We start from the raw sequence: 15,944 nt of genomic DNA on the forward strand, positions 1-15,944 counted from the left end.
TTTGGTAGCGATGTTTACTTCTGCAATCGCTAGCGCCGGACAAGGCTCACAGTTAAATCTTACCCGTGGTGTTACAGATATAAGCCAAACTGTGTACAGCTTACACATGCTGGTGTTTTATATTTGTGTTGCTATTGGTGTTATCGTTTTCGGTGCGATGTTTATCTCTATATATCGTCATCGTAAAAGCCGAGGTGTTGAGCCAGCAAAATTTCACGATAATCTTCGTGTGGAAATTGCGTGGACCGTAATTCCGTTCCTGATTCTGATTGGTATGGCCGTTCCAGCAACAATTACGCTGCTGAAAATGGATGATACTTCTGATTCAGATATGAGCGTGTTGATTACTGGCTCTCAATGGCGCTGGCATTATAGTTACTTAGATTATGATGTGGAATATCTAAGTAACCTCGCTACTCCGCGCGATCAGATTTATGGCCGGCTTCCGCAAACCGAAAATTACCTTCTAGAAGTTGATCGTCCATTAGTGGTTCCGGTTGGCCAAAAAATACGCTTTTTAATCACTTCTGATGATGTAATTCATTCGTGGTGGGTGCCAGAATTTGCCGTGAAAAAAGATGCTAACCCCGGCTATATCAATGAAGCGTGGACGCGTATTGATGAGCCAGGTATCTATCGTGGGCAGTGTGCCGAGTTATGTGGCCGCGACCATGGCTTCATGCCTATCGTTGTTATTGCCAAAGAGCCAGCAGAATTCGAAGCTTGGATTCAAGGTGAAGAGCAACGTTTAGCCGATGCACGAGCGGAAGAAGAACGTTTATTATCGATGGAAATGAGCAAAGACGAACTTATGTCTATGGGTGAGCGCGTTTATTTATCTCAATGTGCCGCATGCCATCAGCCAAACGGCCAAGGTATCCCGGGTGTATTCCCTGGCTTGGCAGGAGTAGGGGTTTCTATCGGTGATCAAACTGCCCACATTGATGTTGTAGTGAATGGTGCTGCTGGAACAGCAATGCAATCTTTCCGCAACAACCTGAGCATGCGTGAGCTTGCTGCTGTTATTACTTACGAGCGAAATGCTTGGGGTAACAATACAGGCGATTTAGTGCAAGCTGCGGATATTCATCAGTTCATTCAGGGTAACCAATAAGGGGCATAGCTATGAGCACTACAGTATCTGATACCCATAGCGCCCATGATGCGCATGATGATCATCACGATCATAAACCAACAGGTATAAAACGGTGGTTATTCACCACTAACCACAAAGATATCGGTACGATGTATTTGTGGTTCAGTTTTTTAATGTTCCTCGTTGGCGGCAGTATGGCGCTAATGATTCGAGCAGAGCTATTTCAGCCAGGAATGCAGATAATTGATCCGCATTTCTTCAACCAAATGACCACCATGCACGGTGTGATTATGGTGTTCGGTGCCGTTATGCCAGCGTTTGTTGGTTTAGCGAACTGGATGATACCAATGATGATCGGCGCGCCTGATATGGCGTTGCCGCGAATGAATAACTGGTCGTTCTGGATACTACCATTTGCATTCCTGATCATGTTGTCATCGTTCTTTATGCCGGGCGGCGCTCCAGCCTTTGGTTGGACGTTCTACGCACCACTTTCAACTACCTACAGCACGGATTCAACTGCGTTGTTTGTATTTAGTATGCATATCATGGGCATGAGTTCGATTATGGGCGCGATTAACGTAATCGTAACCATTATGAATATGCGTGCACCGGGTATGAACTACATGAAAATGCCGTTGTTTGTGTGGACATGGTTTATCACTGCATTCTTATTGATTGCAGTAATGCCGGTTCTCGCTGGTGTGGTAACCATGGTGTTAACGGATAAATATTTTGGTACCAGCTTCTTCGATGCGGCGGGTGGTGGCGACCCAGTGCTATTCCAGCACTTATTCTGGTTCTTTGGCCACCCTGAAGTGTACATCATGATCTTACCTTCTTTCGGTATCGTTTCGGCGATTATTCCAGCGTTCGCTCGGAAGCCGTTATTTGGTTATGCATCCATGGTTTATGCTACAGCATCAATTGCAGGCTTATCATTCTTGGTGTGGGCTCACCACATGTTCACAACCGGTATGCCAACCTTCGCTTCGCTCTTCTTCATGTACATGACGATGTTGATTGCGGTGCCAACGGGTGTGAAAGTATTCAACTGGGTGAGTACCATGTGGCGAGGGGCAATGACATTTGAAACACCGATGTTGTTCTCATTAGCATTCGTAATCCTATTTACGATAGGTGGTTTCTCGGGAATTATGCTTGCCATCACGCCGGTGGATTACCAATATCATGATACCTACTTTGTAGTAGCGCATTTCCATTACGTGCTAGTAACGGGTGCTGTGTTCTCGATTATGGCAGCGGCTTACTACTGGTTACCGAAATGGTCGGGCGTTATGTACGATGATTTCCTCAGTAAGTTACATTTCTGGTGCTCACTGATCTCCGTGAATATCCTGTTCTTCCCAATGCACTTTGTTGGCTTGGCGGGTATGCCACGGCGGATTCCAGATTATGCAATTCAATTTGCTGATATTAATCAGATCGTAAGTATTGGCGGTTTCCTCTTCGGTTTCTCGCAACTTATCTTCCTTGCCGTTGCACTCAAGTGCGCATTCAAGAAGGGTAAGCCTGCACCAGCGAAACCATGGGAAGGTGCCGAAGGTTTGGAATGGACAGTGCCTTCGCCTGCGCCTTACCACACCTTCGATGTACCACCAAAGGTGTAATAGCTTATGAGCGAACATGAATCCAACGAGCAAAAACATGAACGTGGCAATAGCCGAGTTATCACTCGGTTATTAGCCTCCGTAATGCTGATGTTTGCCTTTGGTTTTGCCCTTGTCCCGCTGTATGAAAAGTTTTGCGAAATAACCGGTTTTAACGGGCGCACGACTAATACAGCGGCACAATCGAACGAAGGCATGAATGTTGATCAATCGCGGGTGGTTACCGTGGAGTTTCACACCCGCGTAAGCCGTGGAATTCCATGGGAGTTTCACCCCGAGGTTCGCTCTATTCGCGTACACCCAGGGGAAGTGAAAACCGTTAATTTCATTATTGAGAATCGAACGGATAAAGCTGTTATTGCTCAAGCATTACCTTCTGTTTCACCCGGTGAAGCATCGCTTTACTTGAATAAAACCGAATGTTTTTGTTTTGAGCAGCAGCCGTTAGCAGCAGGTGAGCGTGCGGTAATGCCAATGCAGTTTTATCTGGATCCTGATCTTCCTGATCGTATCCATCGATTCACATTGTCTTACATGATGTATGACCTGACCGAACAAGTGCAGGTAACTGCTAACTTGGCGGAATGAGGGAAATTCAATGAGTACAAAAAAAGAAGAATATTCAAAATATTACGTGCCTGATCAAAGTATTTGGCCAATTGTTGGGGCTGTTGCGCTTGGCCTAATAGCCTTTGGTGCGGGCCATTTCACCATTGAAGCTTCGAAACAAGAGGCCGGTTATGGCCACTATGTTTTAGGTGCGGGCTTATTAGTGTTGCTTGTGATGCTAGTGGGCTGGTTTGGCGATCAAATCCGCGAATCTCGCCAAGGTTTATACAACGCGCAGTTGGGCCGTTCTTATAAACAAGGTATGAGCTGGTTTATTTTCTCTGAGGTAATGTTCTTTTTAGCATTCTTCGGCGCCTTATTCTATGCGCGTATGATCGCTGTGCCATGGCTTGGCGGTGCAAGTAATAATGTTTCAACAGGCGAGATTTTATGGCCCGCGTTCGAAGCGATTTGGCCGCTTACCACAACGCCTGATGGCACAACCACTCAAGCAATGGGCTGGTTTGGATTACCGTTAATGAATACCGCTATCTTGGTGGTTTCTTCAGTAACCTTGCACTTTGCTCATGTAGCGTTAGAAGAAGATAAGCGAAAAGCGTTAACTAATTGGCTGATCTTAACCATTGTGTTGGGTTTGATTTTCTTAGGATTCCAAGGCTATGAATATGTTCACGCCTATCGTGATCTAGGCCTTACCATGCAATCGGGAGTTTATGGTAATACATTCTTCCTGCTTACTGGTTTTCACGGCTTACACGTAACCCTAGGCGCGGTTTTGCTTATTATCATGTTAGGGCGTGTTCTGGCTGGCCACTTTACCAAAGATGACCAATTCGGTTTCCAAGCAGCCGCTTGGTATTGGCACTTTGTTGATGTTGTTTGGCTACTTCTGTTTGTATTCGTCTACATTATCTAAGCGAATACACAACAGGTTAGAAAGAAAAGGTGGCGCCCCTGCTTTAGTAGGGGCGCTGGTTTAGTGACGTAATATCAAATGCAAGCGCAAGGATGATGATTAGAATGATTACGGCGGAAAAGCCAACCCGTTTACCGATATAGAAAGACATCGGTGGCGCATCAGGGTCATTCTTTAAGGCACTAAATAAGCCTCGAAATAGATTTGCGATGATATAGAGCAGTAATGCAACGAGTAGTATTTTGAGAATTATATCTAACACGGCAGGTCCTCAGAAGTTGTTATGAAAGTACTTCGCCTTGGTTCATTATTATTCCGCATCCATTTTGGAGCGATGCTAATTACTTTGCTTGCGATTGCGGTAATGGTCAAGCTTGGTTTTTGGCAAATTGATCGTGGCCAAGAAAAACAGATGATTATGGACCGCCATGCCGCAGCCGAAAATTATTCACCAATAACTACAGAATCATTACCTTTCTTAGCATCAGCGCCGGATGAAAAAGTTAGCGTTCGTGCAACACTTCATCCTGAATATGTTTTTTATATTGATAATCAAATTCATCAAGGTCGGGTAGGTTATCAGGTGCTAGCACTTGCAACCAACGATGATTTAGAACCCAATCTTGTGCCAGTAAACTTGGGTTGGATTCCAGCCGGGCAAAATCGCGCCGATATTCCTGAGATTGAGTTGGCGGCGGGAGAAGTAGAGGTGCGCGGGCGCATCCGTATTCCGGCCGATAACCCCTTTATTTTGCAAGAACAAGAATTCAATCTAGGCGAATGGCCAATGCGAATTCAATATCCAGAGCTTGCGAAAATGAGAGAACAATTGCAGTTTCCATTAGCAGATTTTATCGTGTTGCAAGATCCTGAAGCTGATGTGGGGTTTGTAAGAGATTGGCCCGTAGTGATAATGACACCACACCGACATTATGCGTACGCAGTGCAATGGTTTGGCTTAGCGCTAGCCGCACTTATTATATTTTTAGTAGCAAGCCGGCATAGCCCGAAAACTGCTGGCAAGGAAAACTCATGACACCAGAAGAGCAGAAAGTTAAACGCAAAAGCCAACGCGTTCTCATTATTGTAGCTTTGATTTTTATACTACCTTTAGCTGCTGCAAAGCTTGTGCTTTCTATGGGGTGGTATGAAACCGGGGTGAGTAATAAAGGCAATTTAGTAACCCCAGCAATTCAGCTTAGCGAAACTGATAACGCTGAGCTTCCAGATAAATGGCGTATTGCCTATCGTATGCCGGCGGAATGCTCTACCGCTTGTGTGAATAGCCTTTATGTAGCGAGCCAGCTAGATCACGCATTAGGCCGCCAGCAAGAGCGAGTACAGCCGATAGCAATAGCCGGTAGTGGCTCGGCGAACACGTTGCCAGAGTTGCCGGCCGATAGCTCTATGTTGTTAGTAGAAGCAGAAGGCGTTTATCAGGCGCTGGAAAATCTCCCGGAGCATGCACTAATCATTATCGATCCTGTAGGTAGTGTTGTGTTGTGGTATGCCGGCAGTGAAGATAGAAAAGACACCGTAATGAATGGGCGTGATTTATTAAGTGATCTACAAAAATTACTCAAACTTTCTCGAGTAGGGTAAAGTAATAAAATTGTTAACAACGGATGCATAAGAAGGATAACAATAAATGGTGCAGCGTTTAGTAAAAATAGCCTTAGGGCTTGTGCTGGTGGTCATCATTCTGGGGTCTTACACTCGTTTAACTGATGCGGGTTTGGGCTGTCCAGATTGGCCTGGTTGTTATGGTTACCTTACCGTGCCTCACAGCGAGGTAAAGGTTGGGGAAGCCGAAATGCGCTTTCCGGAACGCCCCGTTGAGCACTTCAAAGCTTGGAATGAAATGATTCACCGCTATGCGGCGGGCATTCTAGGTTTGTTGGTGCTCGCTATCGCAATTGCGGCGGTAGCACGGTATCGGAAAGAGGGCGCAGGCAAACCACTTAAACTGCCACTCGCTTTGCTTGCAATGATTATCTTCCAAGCGGCGCTGGGCATGTGGACAGTAACCATGAATTTGCAACCGGTTATCGTTATGGGCCACCTGCTTGGTGGTTTTACAACCTTTAGTTTGCTGGTGCTTTTACATTTAAGGGAAACGCCACCACGATTAGCGCGAGAATCTGCTTTACGTGGGTTAAGTGGGTTGGCGGCATTTGCCCTTATTATCGTAATAGCGCAAATTGCATCCGGTGGCTGGGTAGCGGCTAACTATGCGGCTCTAGCTTGTACAAACTTACCAATTTGTGAAGGTAGTTGGAGCGAGCGCTTAGATTTCGCGGGTGCCTTCTCATTACCGGAAGCAGATAACTACGAATTTGGTGTGCATAGCTATAATGAAAGAATGACGATGCACATAGTTCATCGTTTCGGTGCGATTGTGGTGATGGCAGTGATGGTGTGGTTACTCGCTAAACTTTGGTTGAATGCTACGAGCGCTTGGTTCCGAAGTGTGGCATTAACGCTTTCAGTGTTGTTGGTTGTGCAAGTGTTGCTAGGTATTACCAACGTATTGGCAAGCTTACCGCTCGCTGTTGCCGTTGCACATAACGCCGTAGGTGCTTTACTGATGGTTACATTAGTGGCACTAAATTTCGGCCTTTACCGGCTTAATAATAAGGAGGTGAGCCATGGCTAATCAAGCCGCGCTAACCCAACGCGCCTCTTGGCGTGAATATCTCGAACTTACAAAACCTCGTGTAGTTGCGTTGTTGTTGCTTACTGCACTTGTGGGAATGGCATTGGCAACACCTACTTGGGTTGCCGCTGAAATTCTTATTCCAGCAATGCTAGGTATTGGTTTAATGGCCAGTTCTGCAGCAGCCATTAACCACCTTGTCGATCGGCACATTGATGCAAAAATGGCACGTACTCTGCGTAGGCCTTTACCAACCGGCGCATTATCGCCTCGGAAAGTATTAACCTTCGCCATGATTATTGGTGCGCTGGGCTACATCATTCTCGATGTATTCGTAAATCGTATTACCGCGGTTCTCACGCTAGCAAGCTTGGTGGGTTACGCAGTGATTTACACCATGTATCTGAAGCGCGCGACACCGCAGAATATAGTGATTGGTGGTTTAGCTGGTGCGGCACCGCCATTACTTGGCTGGACAGCCGTTACTGGAGAAATTCATGCTTATCCGCTTTTATTGGTGATGATAGTGTTCACTTGGACGCCTCCTCATTTTTGGGCGCTTGCTGTTCATCGGGCAAAAGATTACGCGAAAGCTGAAGTACCGATGCTGCCAGTAACGCATGGTATCGCATTTACTAAAACGTGCATTTTGTTGTATACCGTTTTGCTAACTGCGGTATGCGTATTACCCTATTTGATTGGCATGAGTGGCTTGATTTACCTAGTGGGTGTTTCGGCGCTAAATATTGGTTTCTTAGCTTATGCTTTGAAATTAAAGTACAAACCGAATAAATTCACCGCATTTAAGATGTTTAAGTTTTCGATATGGCATCTAATGGGCTTATTTATTTTGTTATTGGTTGATCATTATTTCATGTACTAAAGGATTAAAATCATGAGAAAGGCCCTTGGCTTTATAGGTTTACTGGCAGTTGCAGTTGTAGGTGCCTTTAGTTACGTGCAAATCACCAGTAACAACGCACCAAAGCTAGAATCGGCGCGTATCTATGATAATGCTCGGCCAATTTCACCGTTCATTTTGGAAGGTACAGGTGGAACGGATGTGGAAAATCAGGCTTTGATTGGGCAATGGACACTGATGTTCACTGGGTATACTTTCTGCCCCGATATTTGCCCAACCACAATGGCACAATTGAAATCACGTTGGGCCGATATTGATGCGGCTACGGATATTCCAGTGCAAGTATGGATGATAAGCGTAGACCCTAAGCGGGATGATATCGAGCGTGTCAGTATGTACATCGATTTCTTTGGTGAAGGCTTTTTTGGTGTTCGTGCAGAGCACAAAGAACTTTATCCATTTGTTCGTGATATCGGCTTGATGTATTCGTTGCCAGATGAAGATGAAACGGATTATTTAGTAAATCACAGCTCGGCTATTATTTTGGTGGACCCAAATGGGAATCAACAAGCAATTTTCCGGCCATCACATGAGCTAGGTTCGCTTGCTACGGTAAACCCAAATCATTTAGTGAATGATTTCCAGAAAATTGCTCGTTACCTTGAGCGGGCGAACAACTACTAAGCAATACCAAACGGAATCGGCAGCCAGTAATGTAACGCTAAGCCGATAGCAACAATCATTCCGGCATAATGGTTCTGCCGGAATGCACGAAAACAGGCCTCTGGCTCACGGTTGCGAATCACCCAAATCTGCCAAGCAAAAAAGCCTGCCATCACTATAATTGATAGCCAAAACAGCGCTGTAGCCTGAATTAGGTACGCTACCAATAAAAGCAAAATGATGGTCCCTGATTGTAGCAACGCAATGGCAAGAATATCACGGTTGCCAAAAAGCACGGCCGTTGATTTTATCCCTGCATGTAAATCATCATTTCTATCTACCATGGCATATTGCGTATCGTATGCCACTGTCCAGAGTGTATTCGCCAAAAACAATACCCAACATATAAGTGGTAAGCTATTTGATTCAGCGGCGAAGGCCATGGGTATTGCCATGCTGAACGCAGCCCCAAGAATGAACTGAGGTAGGTGCGTAAAACGTTTTGCAAAGGGGTAAACAATAGCGAGCCCAACCGCAACAAAGCTCAGCAAAATTGTAAGTGTGTTTAGGGTAAGCACTAACATAAAGGCAAGGGTAATCAGAATAACAAACAAGATGAGCGCTTCTGCCGAAGATACCGCACCAGTAGCCAATGGCCGATTTTGGGTTCGTGAAACCTTTCCGTCTAGCTTCCGGTCGGCGAAATCATTAATAACACAACCAGCCGAGCGCATAAGAAATACACCAGCGGCAAAAATAGCCACTAAGCGCACTGAAGGATCGCCCACCCCCGCGAGTAATAATGCCCAAAATGTTGGCCAAGCAAGCAGCCAAGTGCCAATGGGCTTATCCATCCGCATTAACGCGCGGTAATGATCAAAGCGAGTCATTTAACGTCCCCTTAAATAGATGGCAAAGCCAAAGTTTTTCAAATGCTTAATTTCAGCATAGCAGATTTAAGAATAACAGGGAGCCGCAGAGAGAAACACTTCTGCTACTAATATTGGTGTTTCAGGAAGGTGAAAGCACCGGCGCCGGCCCCATAAGGGCATTTGCGTGGTATTCAAACGATGGTTTAGTTCTCCAACAGCAGAAGAGGCTGAAAACGCAGACGCTTGAATTTCTCCTGCCTGCATATCCGGGCGATTGAACAAGCGTTCACCAAGAGGATTCGCACCCAAGTTGGCAAATTCAGAGCCATCAAAAAGCTCTTTAAAGGGTAAAATACTTCGGGCGAACACCATCGGCTTATTGTGGCTATAAAGCACTACTTCGCGAATAACAACGGGTTGTGGTTTTATGCCCAGCACTGCATATTCATTTGCTTCCGCTATAGCTTCGTATTGCCCGAGCACTTCTACTTTAAACTCCCCGGGCAACGCTTTTAATTTTTCTGTTAATGAACCAGCATCACTAAGCCAAGCGTGTACTAATGCTGGGGCCTGACACGTTTTCACGGGTTGCCAATCTGAGCCCAGTAGAATGGAATGTTGAGGTGTTCTTTCCATGGTTCTTTAATGCGGACGCTCGATTGGCTCCGGATTCCTCTTATTAAAAGCGCCGAGAACTGCGCGTTTTTTGCTGATCGCGAAAGCGTATAATGAAGCCAAGAACGATACCGCTAATAAGGCCCACGGCATGTGCTTCATTTGCTACGTTCACCCACAAAATATCGGTATAGCCAAGCAGCAACCAGCCAATCATAAAAATAAGCAAAAATGGCGGCAGAGATAGTGGGTGTGTGGGTTTCTTCCAAGCAGCTACCATAGCAAAGCCAAGTAAGCCGTATACTACGCCCGATAAACCGCCAAACAAGGGCCCAGAAGAGGCCCATTGGAAGTAGTTGGAAACAACCGCAGTAATAATGGTTACGGCAGCTAGCACGCCAGAACCATATGCTAATTCCGTGCGCCCCCCTAAGTACCACCACCAGAATAGGTTAAACACCAAATGAGTAGCCGAAAAATGCAGCAAAACGGGAGTAATGAAACGCCAAGGCTGGTTAAAGCTTAATTCAGGAACGCCGCGCGGAGTAAAAATTAATTGTGAAATGGTTTCAGTAGGTGCAATTAACCACTGCATTAATGCTGTAATCATTACTGCTAAGAAAACGATAAAGGTAACGATACCCGCTTGGCGCGCAAGGATTTTCCATAGGGCAGGGCCCTGCGGCTGTTTGGGTTGTGCGTTTTGCTGATGGATAAAATCATCAAGGTTTGGCGGATTGGCCTTGAACTCACGAATAATTTCTTTGGCTACGGGTTCGTAGCCTGGCTGAATTAACATGAGTTCGAGTGCGCTACCTCGTTCTACAACAGTAACGGGAACCCCAGAACGCTGCATAATTTGCTGCAACATGGCTATTTGCTGTGGGTCGGTACTGCTGAAGAGCTTTTTCACAGGCCGTGTTCCACTTTATTCGGGTGTTGTAGCGCCCAAGCTGTCATACCGCCATCAAGGCTATACACATTTTCAAAGCCTTGCTCGGCCAGATATTGCCCGGCATTCTGGCTACTAATGCCGTGATAGCAAACAACTACAAGCGGTTTAGAAAAATCTGCCGCAGCCACAAACTGTGGCAGATTCGTATTGCTTAGTTGTATTGCACCTGGAATATGCCCAGCAGCAAAGGAATTCGCATCACGAATATCAACAATTTGAGTTGTTGGTTCTGCTATTAGCGGTTCCGCTTGCGCGATTGGCATACATGCAAAGGTTCCCATCAACTTAATCCCAGTTCAGTATTACTTTACCAGATTGGCCCGATAACATGGTATCAAAGCCTTCTTGGAAATCATCTACAGAAAACTGATGCGTTAGAATTGGTGATAAATCTAAGCCTGATTGCAGGAGTGCAGCCATTTTATACCAGGTTTCAAACATTTCGCGGCCATAAATACCTTTGATCACCAAGCCTTTGAAAATCACATGGTTCCAATCAATCGCCATTTCGCCCGGAGGAATACCCAGCAGCGCAACTTTGCCACCGTGGTTCATGGCATTTAGCATTTGGTTAAAGGCAACGGGAACTCCTGACATTTCCAAGCCAACATCAAAACCCTCTGTCATACCCAACTCTTTCATAACATCGGTGATTTTGGTGTGCTTAGTGTTTATAGCGCGAGTAGCACCCATTTGCGTGGCTAATTCTAGGCGGTAATCGTTAATATCGGTAATCACTACGTGGCGAGCACCCGCATGTTTGGCAACGGCTGCAGCCATAATGCCAATAGGGCCGGCACCAGTAATAAGTACATCTTCACCCACTAAATCAAATGAAAGTGCAGTGTGAACGGCATTTCCGAAAGGGTCGAAAATGGACGCTAAATCATCAGAAATCTCATCTGGAATTTTAAAGGCGTTATCGGCTGGAATTGATAGATATTCGGCAAATGCACCCGTACGGTTCACACCAACACCGGTAGTGTTTCTGCAAAGGTGGCGGCGACCAGCCCGGCAATTACGGCAATGGCCACAGGTAATGTGGCCTTCACCAGAAACGCGATCACCAACACTAAACCCGCGCACGCCCTCGCCAACTTCAGCAACCACGCCCACGTATTCGTGGCCCACTGTCATGCCAAGTGGAATGGTGTTCTGTGACCATTCATCCCACTTGTAAATATGCACATCAGTACCACAAATTGCAGTTTTTTTGATTTTAATTAAAAGATCGTTATAGCCACATACCGGCATTTCCGCATCGGTAAGCCACAACCCAGGTTCAGCTTTCAGTTTTGCAAGCGCTTTCATATTGAAATCCACTCCAGAAAATTTGTATTAGTTTATCACACCGAGTTCTTTACCTACGCGGATAAAGGCATCAATGGTTTTATCGAGCTGTTCACGAGTATGTGCGGCCGACATTTGCGTACGAATACGCGCTTGCCCCTTAGGTACAACTGGGAACGAGAAGCCAACAACGTAAATGCCTTCTTCAAGCATACGATCAGCCATTTGTGAAGCCAGTTTGGCATCGCCAAGCATTACCGGAATAATGGCGTGGTTGGCTCCGGCTAATGTAAAGCCAGCAGCACTCATTCGGTCACGGAAATAATTACTGTTATCGGTTAAACGTTCTCGTAGCTCATCGCCTTCGCTAAGCATTTCGAGTACCCGAATAGAGGCAGTAACAATAGATGGCGCCAGTGAATTCGAGAACAAGTAAGGGCGCGAACGTTGGCGTAGCCAATCAATCACTTCCTTTTTACCTGAAGTAAAGCCACCAGAAGCACCCCCAAGGGCTTTACCTAATGTGCCGGTAATAATATCAACCCGATCAATTACATTGTGAAACTCATGGCTACCACGGCCTTTTTTACCAACAAAACCAACAGCGTGAGAATCATCAACCATTACCAATGCGCCATATTTATCGGCTAAATCACAAATCGCGGTTAGGTTGGCAATGATGCCATCCATCGAAAAAACACCATCGGTGGCAATTAACTTATGCCGTGCGCCATTGGCATTAGCTTGTTGCAACTGTTTCTCTAAATCGGCCATATCGTTGTTGGCATAACGGAAACGTTTGGCTTTGCATAAACGCACACCATCAATGATGCTAGCGTGGTTTAGCGCATCAGAAATAATGGCATCTTCTGGGCCTAAAATTGTTTCAAAAAGGCCAGCGTTAGCATCAAAACAAGATGAATAGAGGATGGTATCTTCAGTGCCAAGAAACTCACTCAATTTACTCTCTAAAGTTTTGTGAATATCTTGGGTACCGCAAATAAAACGCACCGAAGCCACACCAAAGCCGTGGCTATCTAAGCCCTGTTTGGCAGCGGCTATTAGCTCTGGGTTGTTTGCCAAACCCAAGTAGTTGTTGGCGCAGAAGTTCAAAACTTTATGCCCGTTTACTTCTATTTCGGAATATTGGGAAGAGGCGATGATACGTTCGCTTTTATATAGCCCTTCCGATTTAACTTCGGCGAGCTGCTCACTGAGCTGTGTGTATAATGCATCTTTCATTTATTTCTCCTAGATATAAGTGCGAGCTTGTTACGCATAATGCGCGGTATTTTACGCTTCTCGAGCTCGTATTGCAGCATTCTTTCCAATATTCATGGTTGAAAAAACAGGAATAGACGCTATTGTTCGGATCCGGTACTCTTTTCGCGTTGTTCGATGCGCATACATTTGTTGCAAAGAGCATACCCAACCAGAGCGTTTGCTAAGATAACTTATCAAGCCACGAATTAGAGAAAGTGAAACTTATGTATAGACGTGCAATTTACCCTGGAACCTTTGATCCGGTAACGAATGGCCACATTGATTTAATTGAACGAGCCGCCAAATTGTTTTCGGAAGTAATTGTTGGTGTAGCCGCGAATACTAGCAAGCAACCACTTTTCAGCCTTGATGAACGAGTGGCCATGATTGAGCACACAACTGCGCATCTTGATAATGTACGAGTAATCGGCTTTACTGGTTTACTTGCTGAACTTGCACGTGAACACAAAGCTCATGTGCTCATTCGTGGTTTGCGCGCGGTTGCTGATTTCGAATATGAGTTTCAGCTGGCCAATATGAACCGGCGGCTAAATCCAGATCTTGAAAGTGTGTTTTTAACACCATCGGAAGAGAATTCGTTTATTTCTTCAACACTGGTGAAAGAAGTAGCACTACACGGTGGTGCAGTGGAACAATTTACTGATGATAAAGTGGCGAAAGCGTTGCACGATAAGTTTACAGCTAAGCGCGCCTGAATAGCGCTAGAAGGCATATTCGGGCTATCTTTATAAACTAAAAACCGTTATTATTTCGACTGAAAAAGCAACAGATTTGATAGTGCATATTGGCTGTTACTGCCTTGTGCTCGTGCTTTTCACTCATTCGCTACTTATTTGATACTTAACTTCGTACCCGCAGGAGCCCTTCGCATGACTGATCTGGATCTGAGCCAATACGGCATTACAGACGTCACCGAAATCGTTTATAACCCATCTTACGAATTGCTTTTTATTGAAGAAACTCGTGAAGATCTCGAAGGCTATGAACAAGGACGTGTTACCACCAATGGTGCGGTAGCCGTAGATACCGGAATTTTCACTGGCCGTTCGCCAAAAGATAAATATATTGTTCGTGACGATACAACTCGCGATACGGTGTGGTGGTCGGATCAAGGCAAGAACGATAATAAACCTATCACTACCGATACTTGGAATGAGTTAAAGGCATTGGTAACCAAGCAACTTTCAGCCAAGCGTTTGTTTGTTGTTGATACCTTTTGCGGAGCAAACCCGGATACGCGTTTAGCGGTTCGTTTTATCACTGAAGTGGCGTGGCAAGCGCACTTTGTGAAGAATATGTTCATTCGCCCAAGCGATGAAGAACTGAAAACTTTTACGCCAGATTTCGTAGTAATGAATGGTGCGAAGTGCACCAACCCAGATTTTGAGAAACAGGGTTTGAATTCTGAAAACTTTGTGGCGTTTAACCTTACCGAACGTATGCAGCTTATAGGCGGCACCTGGTATGGCGGCGAAATGAAGAAGGGTATGTTCTCAATGATGAACTACTTCTTACCACTACAAGGCATTGCATCAATGCATTGTTCTGCAAACGTAGGCAAAGATAACGATGTGGCCATTTTCTTTGGCTTATCGGGCACAGGTAAAACCACACTTTCTACTGATCCGAAACGCCAGTTAATTGGTGATGATGAGCACGGTTGGGATAACGATGGCGTGTTCAATTTTGAAGGCGGTTGCTACGCCAAAACAATTAATTTATCAGAAAATGCAGAACCAGATATTTATCGTGCTATTCGCCGTGATGCATTACTAGAAAACGTTACCGTACGTGATGACGATAGTGTTGATTATGGTGATGGTTCAAAAACTGAGAACACTCGAGTTTCTTACCCAATTTATCATATCGATAACATTGTTAAGCCAGTTTCTAAGGCGGGGCATGCGAAGAAAGTTATCTTTTTAACTGCAGATGCCTTTGGGGTGCTACCGCCCGTTGCAAAACTGACTAGTGAACAAGCGCAATATCATTTCCTATCGGGCTTTACAGCAAAGCTGGCAGGCACAGAGCGTGGTATTACAGAGCCTACACCAACTTTCTCAGCATGCTTTGGCGCGGCGTTCTTAAGCTTACATCCAACTAAATATGCCGAAGTGTTGGCAAAACGTATGGCGGATTCCGGTGCTGAAGCTTACATGGTGAATACCGGTTGGAATGGCACTGGCAAGCGGATTTCGATTAAAGCTACGCGTGCGATTATCGATGCTATTCTCGATGGTAGTATTGAAGATGCGGATTTTGTGCAACTTCCATACTTCAATGTAGCCATACCTACAGCGTTACCAAACATTGACGATAACAGCATTTTAGATCCACGAAAAACATACAGCAATGCCGCTGAATGGGATGCAAAAGCAAAAGATTTGGCAACGCGATTCGTGAAAAACTTTGAAAAATTCACAGATAATGAAGAAGGCAAAGCGTTAGTTGCGGCAGGCCCACAACTACCTTAAAAAATTAACAACTTTTTTGTAAAGAAAAAGCCGGCTTCTGCCGGCTTTTTCCTTTTAATT

At 45.3% G+C, this 15,944-nt stretch carries 18 protein-coding genes; 11 read left to right on the forward strand and 7 right to left on the reverse strand.

Features of this window, described 5'->3' with window-relative positions:
* The first annotated feature begins 10 nt into the window (after positions 1 to 10).
* Genes coxB through A28LD_RS09970 form a run of 4 tightly spaced genes read left to right on the forward strand, consistent with a single transcriptional unit; the run spans position 11 to position 4,213 of the window.
* Positions 11 to 1,114 (forward strand): cytochrome c oxidase subunit II, encoded by a 1,104-nt coding sequence (gene coxB / locus A28LD_RS09955; RefSeq protein ID WP_083824814.1) that lies wholly within the window; start codon positions 11 to 13, stop codon positions 1,112 to 1,114.
* An 11-nt stretch (positions 1,115 to 1,125) separates the two neighbouring features.
* Positions 1,126 to 2,727 carry a cytochrome c oxidase subunit I gene (ctaD, locus tag A28LD_RS09960; RefSeq protein WP_007420958.1) on the forward strand — a complete coding sequence of 534 codons (1,602 nt, stop codon included), beginning with the start codon at positions 1,126 to 1,128 and terminating at the stop codon, positions 2,725 to 2,727.
* Between the two features lie 6 nt (positions 2,728 to 2,733).
* Entirely contained in the window at positions 2,734 to 3,315 is a 582-nt protein-coding gene (locus A28LD_RS09965; protein WP_007420959.1) for a cytochrome c oxidase assembly protein, read from the forward strand.
* Between the two features lie 10 nt (positions 3,316 to 3,325).
* Positions 3,326 to 4,213 (forward strand): cytochrome c oxidase subunit 3, encoded by an 888-nt coding sequence (locus tag A28LD_RS09970; protein ID WP_007420960.1) that lies wholly within the window; start codon positions 3,326 to 3,328, stop codon positions 4,211 to 4,213.
* Positions 4,214 to 4,256: 43 nt separating this feature from the next.
* Here the strand turns inward: A28LD_RS09970 and A28LD_RS09975 are convergent, their stop codons facing one another.
* Positions 4,257 to 4,475, reverse strand: a complete 219-nt coding sequence (locus A28LD_RS09975; protein WP_007420961.1) for a DUF2909 domain-containing protein — start codon at positions 4,473 to 4,475, stop codon at positions 4,257 to 4,259.
* Between the two features lie 21 nt (positions 4,476 to 4,496).
* Between A28LD_RS09975 and A28LD_RS09980 the strand changes: the two genes are divergently transcribed.
* From A28LD_RS09980 to A28LD_RS10000, 5 genes are read left to right on the forward strand one after another with little or no spacing between them, the layout of a single operon-like run.
* Positions 4,497 to 5,249: an SURF1 family protein gene (locus A28LD_RS09980; protein ID WP_007420962.1), complete on the forward strand. Its 753-nt coding sequence runs from the start codon at positions 4,497 to 4,499 to the stop codon at positions 5,247 to 5,249.
* The gene (locus A28LD_RS09985) at positions 5,246 to 5,815 is read left to right on the forward strand and encodes a hypothetical protein (protein ID WP_007420963.1); all 570 of its coding nucleotides are present in this window, start codon (positions 5,246 to 5,248) and stop codon (positions 5,813 to 5,815) included. Before A28LD_RS09980 ends, A28LD_RS09985 begins: the two co-directional genes overlap by 4 nt.
* Positions 5,816 to 5,861: 46 nt before the next feature.
* Positions 5,862 to 6,869, forward strand: coding sequence for a COX15/CtaA family protein (locus A28LD_RS09990; protein WP_007420964.1), 1,008 nt, complete (start codon positions 5,862 to 5,864; stop codon positions 6,867 to 6,869).
* Positions 6,862 to 7,752: a heme o synthase gene (gene cyoE, locus A28LD_RS09995; RefSeq protein ID WP_007420965.1), complete on the forward strand. Its 891-nt coding sequence runs from the start codon at positions 6,862 to 6,864 to the stop codon at positions 7,750 to 7,752. The genes A28LD_RS09990 and cyoE overlap by 8 nt, the downstream gene beginning before the upstream one ends.
* Positions 7,753 to 7,764: 12 nt before the next feature.
* Positions 7,765 to 8,415 carry an SCO family protein gene (locus A28LD_RS10000; RefSeq protein ID WP_007420966.1) on the forward strand — a complete coding sequence of 217 codons (651 nt, stop codon included), beginning with the start codon at positions 7,765 to 7,767 and terminating at the stop codon, positions 8,413 to 8,415.
* Here A28LD_RS10000 and ubiA read toward each other — a convergent pair.
* From ubiA to A28LD_RS10030, 6 genes are all read right to left on the reverse strand, one after another.
* Positions 8,412 to 9,284 (reverse strand): 4-hydroxybenzoate octaprenyltransferase, encoded by an 873-nt coding sequence (ubiA, locus tag A28LD_RS10005; RefSeq protein WP_007420967.1) that lies wholly within the window; start codon positions 9,282 to 9,284, stop codon positions 8,412 to 8,414. The two genes, A28LD_RS10000 and ubiA, sit on opposite strands and share 4 nt — an antisense overlap.
* A gap of 66 nt (positions 9,285 to 9,350) precedes the next feature.
* Positions 9,351 to 9,902, reverse strand: a complete 552-nt coding sequence (locus tag A28LD_RS10010) for a chorismate--pyruvate lyase family protein (protein WP_007420968.1) — start codon at positions 9,900 to 9,902, stop codon at positions 9,351 to 9,353.
* 43 nt (positions 9,903 to 9,945) lie between these two features.
* The gene (locus tag A28LD_RS10015) at positions 9,946 to 10,794 is read right to left on the reverse strand and encodes a rhomboid family intramembrane serine protease (RefSeq protein WP_007420969.1); all 849 of its coding nucleotides are present in this window, start codon (positions 10,792 to 10,794) and stop codon (positions 9,946 to 9,948) included.
* The gene (gene glpE / locus A28LD_RS10020; RefSeq protein ID WP_007420970.1) at positions 10,791 to 11,117 is read right to left on the reverse strand and encodes a thiosulfate sulfurtransferase GlpE; all 327 of its coding nucleotides are present in this window, start codon (positions 11,115 to 11,117) and stop codon (positions 10,791 to 10,793) included. The genes A28LD_RS10015 and glpE overlap by 4 nt, the downstream gene beginning before the upstream one ends.
* Positions 11,118 to 11,121: 4 nt before the next feature.
* Positions 11,122 to 12,147: an L-threonine 3-dehydrogenase gene (gene tdh, locus A28LD_RS10025; protein ID WP_007420971.1), complete on the reverse strand. Its 1,026-nt coding sequence runs from the start codon at positions 12,145 to 12,147 to the stop codon at positions 11,122 to 11,124.
* Between the two features lie 27 nt (positions 12,148 to 12,174).
* The gene (locus A28LD_RS10030) at positions 12,175 to 13,368 is read right to left on the reverse strand and encodes a glycine C-acetyltransferase (protein ID WP_007420972.1); all 1,194 of its coding nucleotides are present in this window, start codon (positions 13,366 to 13,368) and stop codon (positions 12,175 to 12,177) included.
* A 245-nt stretch (positions 13,369 to 13,613) separates the two neighbouring features.
* On the opposite strand from A28LD_RS10030, the gene coaD reads away from it, so the two are divergent.
* Both coaD and pckA read left to right on the forward strand, forming a co-directional pair.
* Complete coding sequence (coaD, locus tag A28LD_RS10035) at positions 13,614 to 14,105, forward strand: pantetheine-phosphate adenylyltransferase (RefSeq protein WP_007420973.1); 492 nt, start codon at positions 13,614 to 13,616, stop codon at positions 14,103 to 14,105.
* A gap of 174 nt (positions 14,106 to 14,279) precedes the next feature.
* Positions 14,280 to 15,884: a phosphoenolpyruvate carboxykinase (ATP) gene (gene pckA / locus A28LD_RS10040; RefSeq protein ID WP_007420974.1), complete on the forward strand. Its 1,605-nt coding sequence runs from the start codon at positions 14,280 to 14,282 to the stop codon at positions 15,882 to 15,884.
* Positions 15,885 to 15,944 lie beyond the last annotated feature (60 nt).

The sequence above is a fragment of the Idiomarina sp. A28L genome, assembly GCF_000218785.1.
Taxonomy (GTDB): Bacteria; Pseudomonadota; Gammaproteobacteria; order Enterobacterales; family Alteromonadaceae; genus Aliidiomarina.

Excerpts from the sequence above, each read along its gene's own strand:
- coxB (WP_083824814.1), top strand. The coding sequence starts at position 11 with ATGTTTACTTCTGCAATCGCTAGCGCCGGACAAGGCTCACAGTTAAAT.
- ctaD (WP_007420958.1), top strand. The coding sequence starts at position 1,126 with ATGAGCACTACAGTATCTGATACCCATAGCGCCCATGATGCGCATGAT.
- pckA (WP_007420974.1), top strand. The coding sequence starts at position 14,280 with ATGACTGATCTGGATCTGAGCCAATACGGCATTACAGACGTCACCGAA.
- tdh (WP_007420971.1), bottom strand. The coding sequence starts at position 12,147 with ATGAAAGCGCTTGCAAAACTGAAAGCTGAACCTGGGTTGTGGCTTACC.
- A28LD_RS10030 (WP_007420972.1), bottom strand. The coding sequence starts at position 13,368 with ATGAAAGATGCATTATACACACAGCTCAGTGAGCAGCTCGCCGAAGTT.
- A28LD_RS09985 (WP_007420963.1), top strand. The coding sequence starts at position 5,246 with ATGACACCAGAAGAGCAGAAAGTTAAACGCAAAAGCCAACGCGTTCTC.
- A28LD_RS09970 (WP_007420960.1), top strand. The coding sequence starts at position 3,326 with ATGAGTACAAAAAAAGAAGAATATTCAAAATATTACGTGCCTGATCAA.
- ubiA (WP_007420967.1), bottom strand. The coding sequence starts at position 9,284 with ATGACTCGCTTTGATCATTACCGCGCGTTAATGCGGATGGATAAGCCC.
- A28LD_RS09965 (WP_007420959.1), top strand. The coding sequence starts at position 2,734 with ATGAGCGAACATGAATCCAACGAGCAAAAACATGAACGTGGCAATAGC.
- A28LD_RS10000 (WP_007420966.1), top strand. The coding sequence starts at position 7,765 with ATGAGAAAGGCCCTTGGCTTTATAGGTTTACTGGCAGTTGCAGTTGTA.
- glpE (WP_007420970.1), bottom strand. The coding sequence starts at position 11,117 with ATGGGAACCTTTGCATGTATGCCAATCGCGCAAGCGGAACCGCTAATA.
- cyoE (WP_007420965.1), top strand. The coding sequence starts at position 6,862 with ATGGCTAATCAAGCCGCGCTAACCCAACGCGCCTCTTGGCGTGAATAT.
- A28LD_RS09980 (WP_007420962.1), top strand. The coding sequence starts at position 4,497 with ATGAAAGTACTTCGCCTTGGTTCATTATTATTCCGCATCCATTTTGGA.
- A28LD_RS09990 (WP_007420964.1), top strand. The coding sequence starts at position 5,862 with ATGGTGCAGCGTTTAGTAAAAATAGCCTTAGGGCTTGTGCTGGTGGTC.
- A28LD_RS10010 (WP_007420968.1), bottom strand. The coding sequence starts at position 9,902 with ATGGAAAGAACACCTCAACATTCCATTCTACTGGGCTCAGATTGGCAA.
- coaD (WP_007420973.1), top strand. The coding sequence starts at position 13,614 with ATGTATAGACGTGCAATTTACCCTGGAACCTTTGATCCGGTAACGAAT.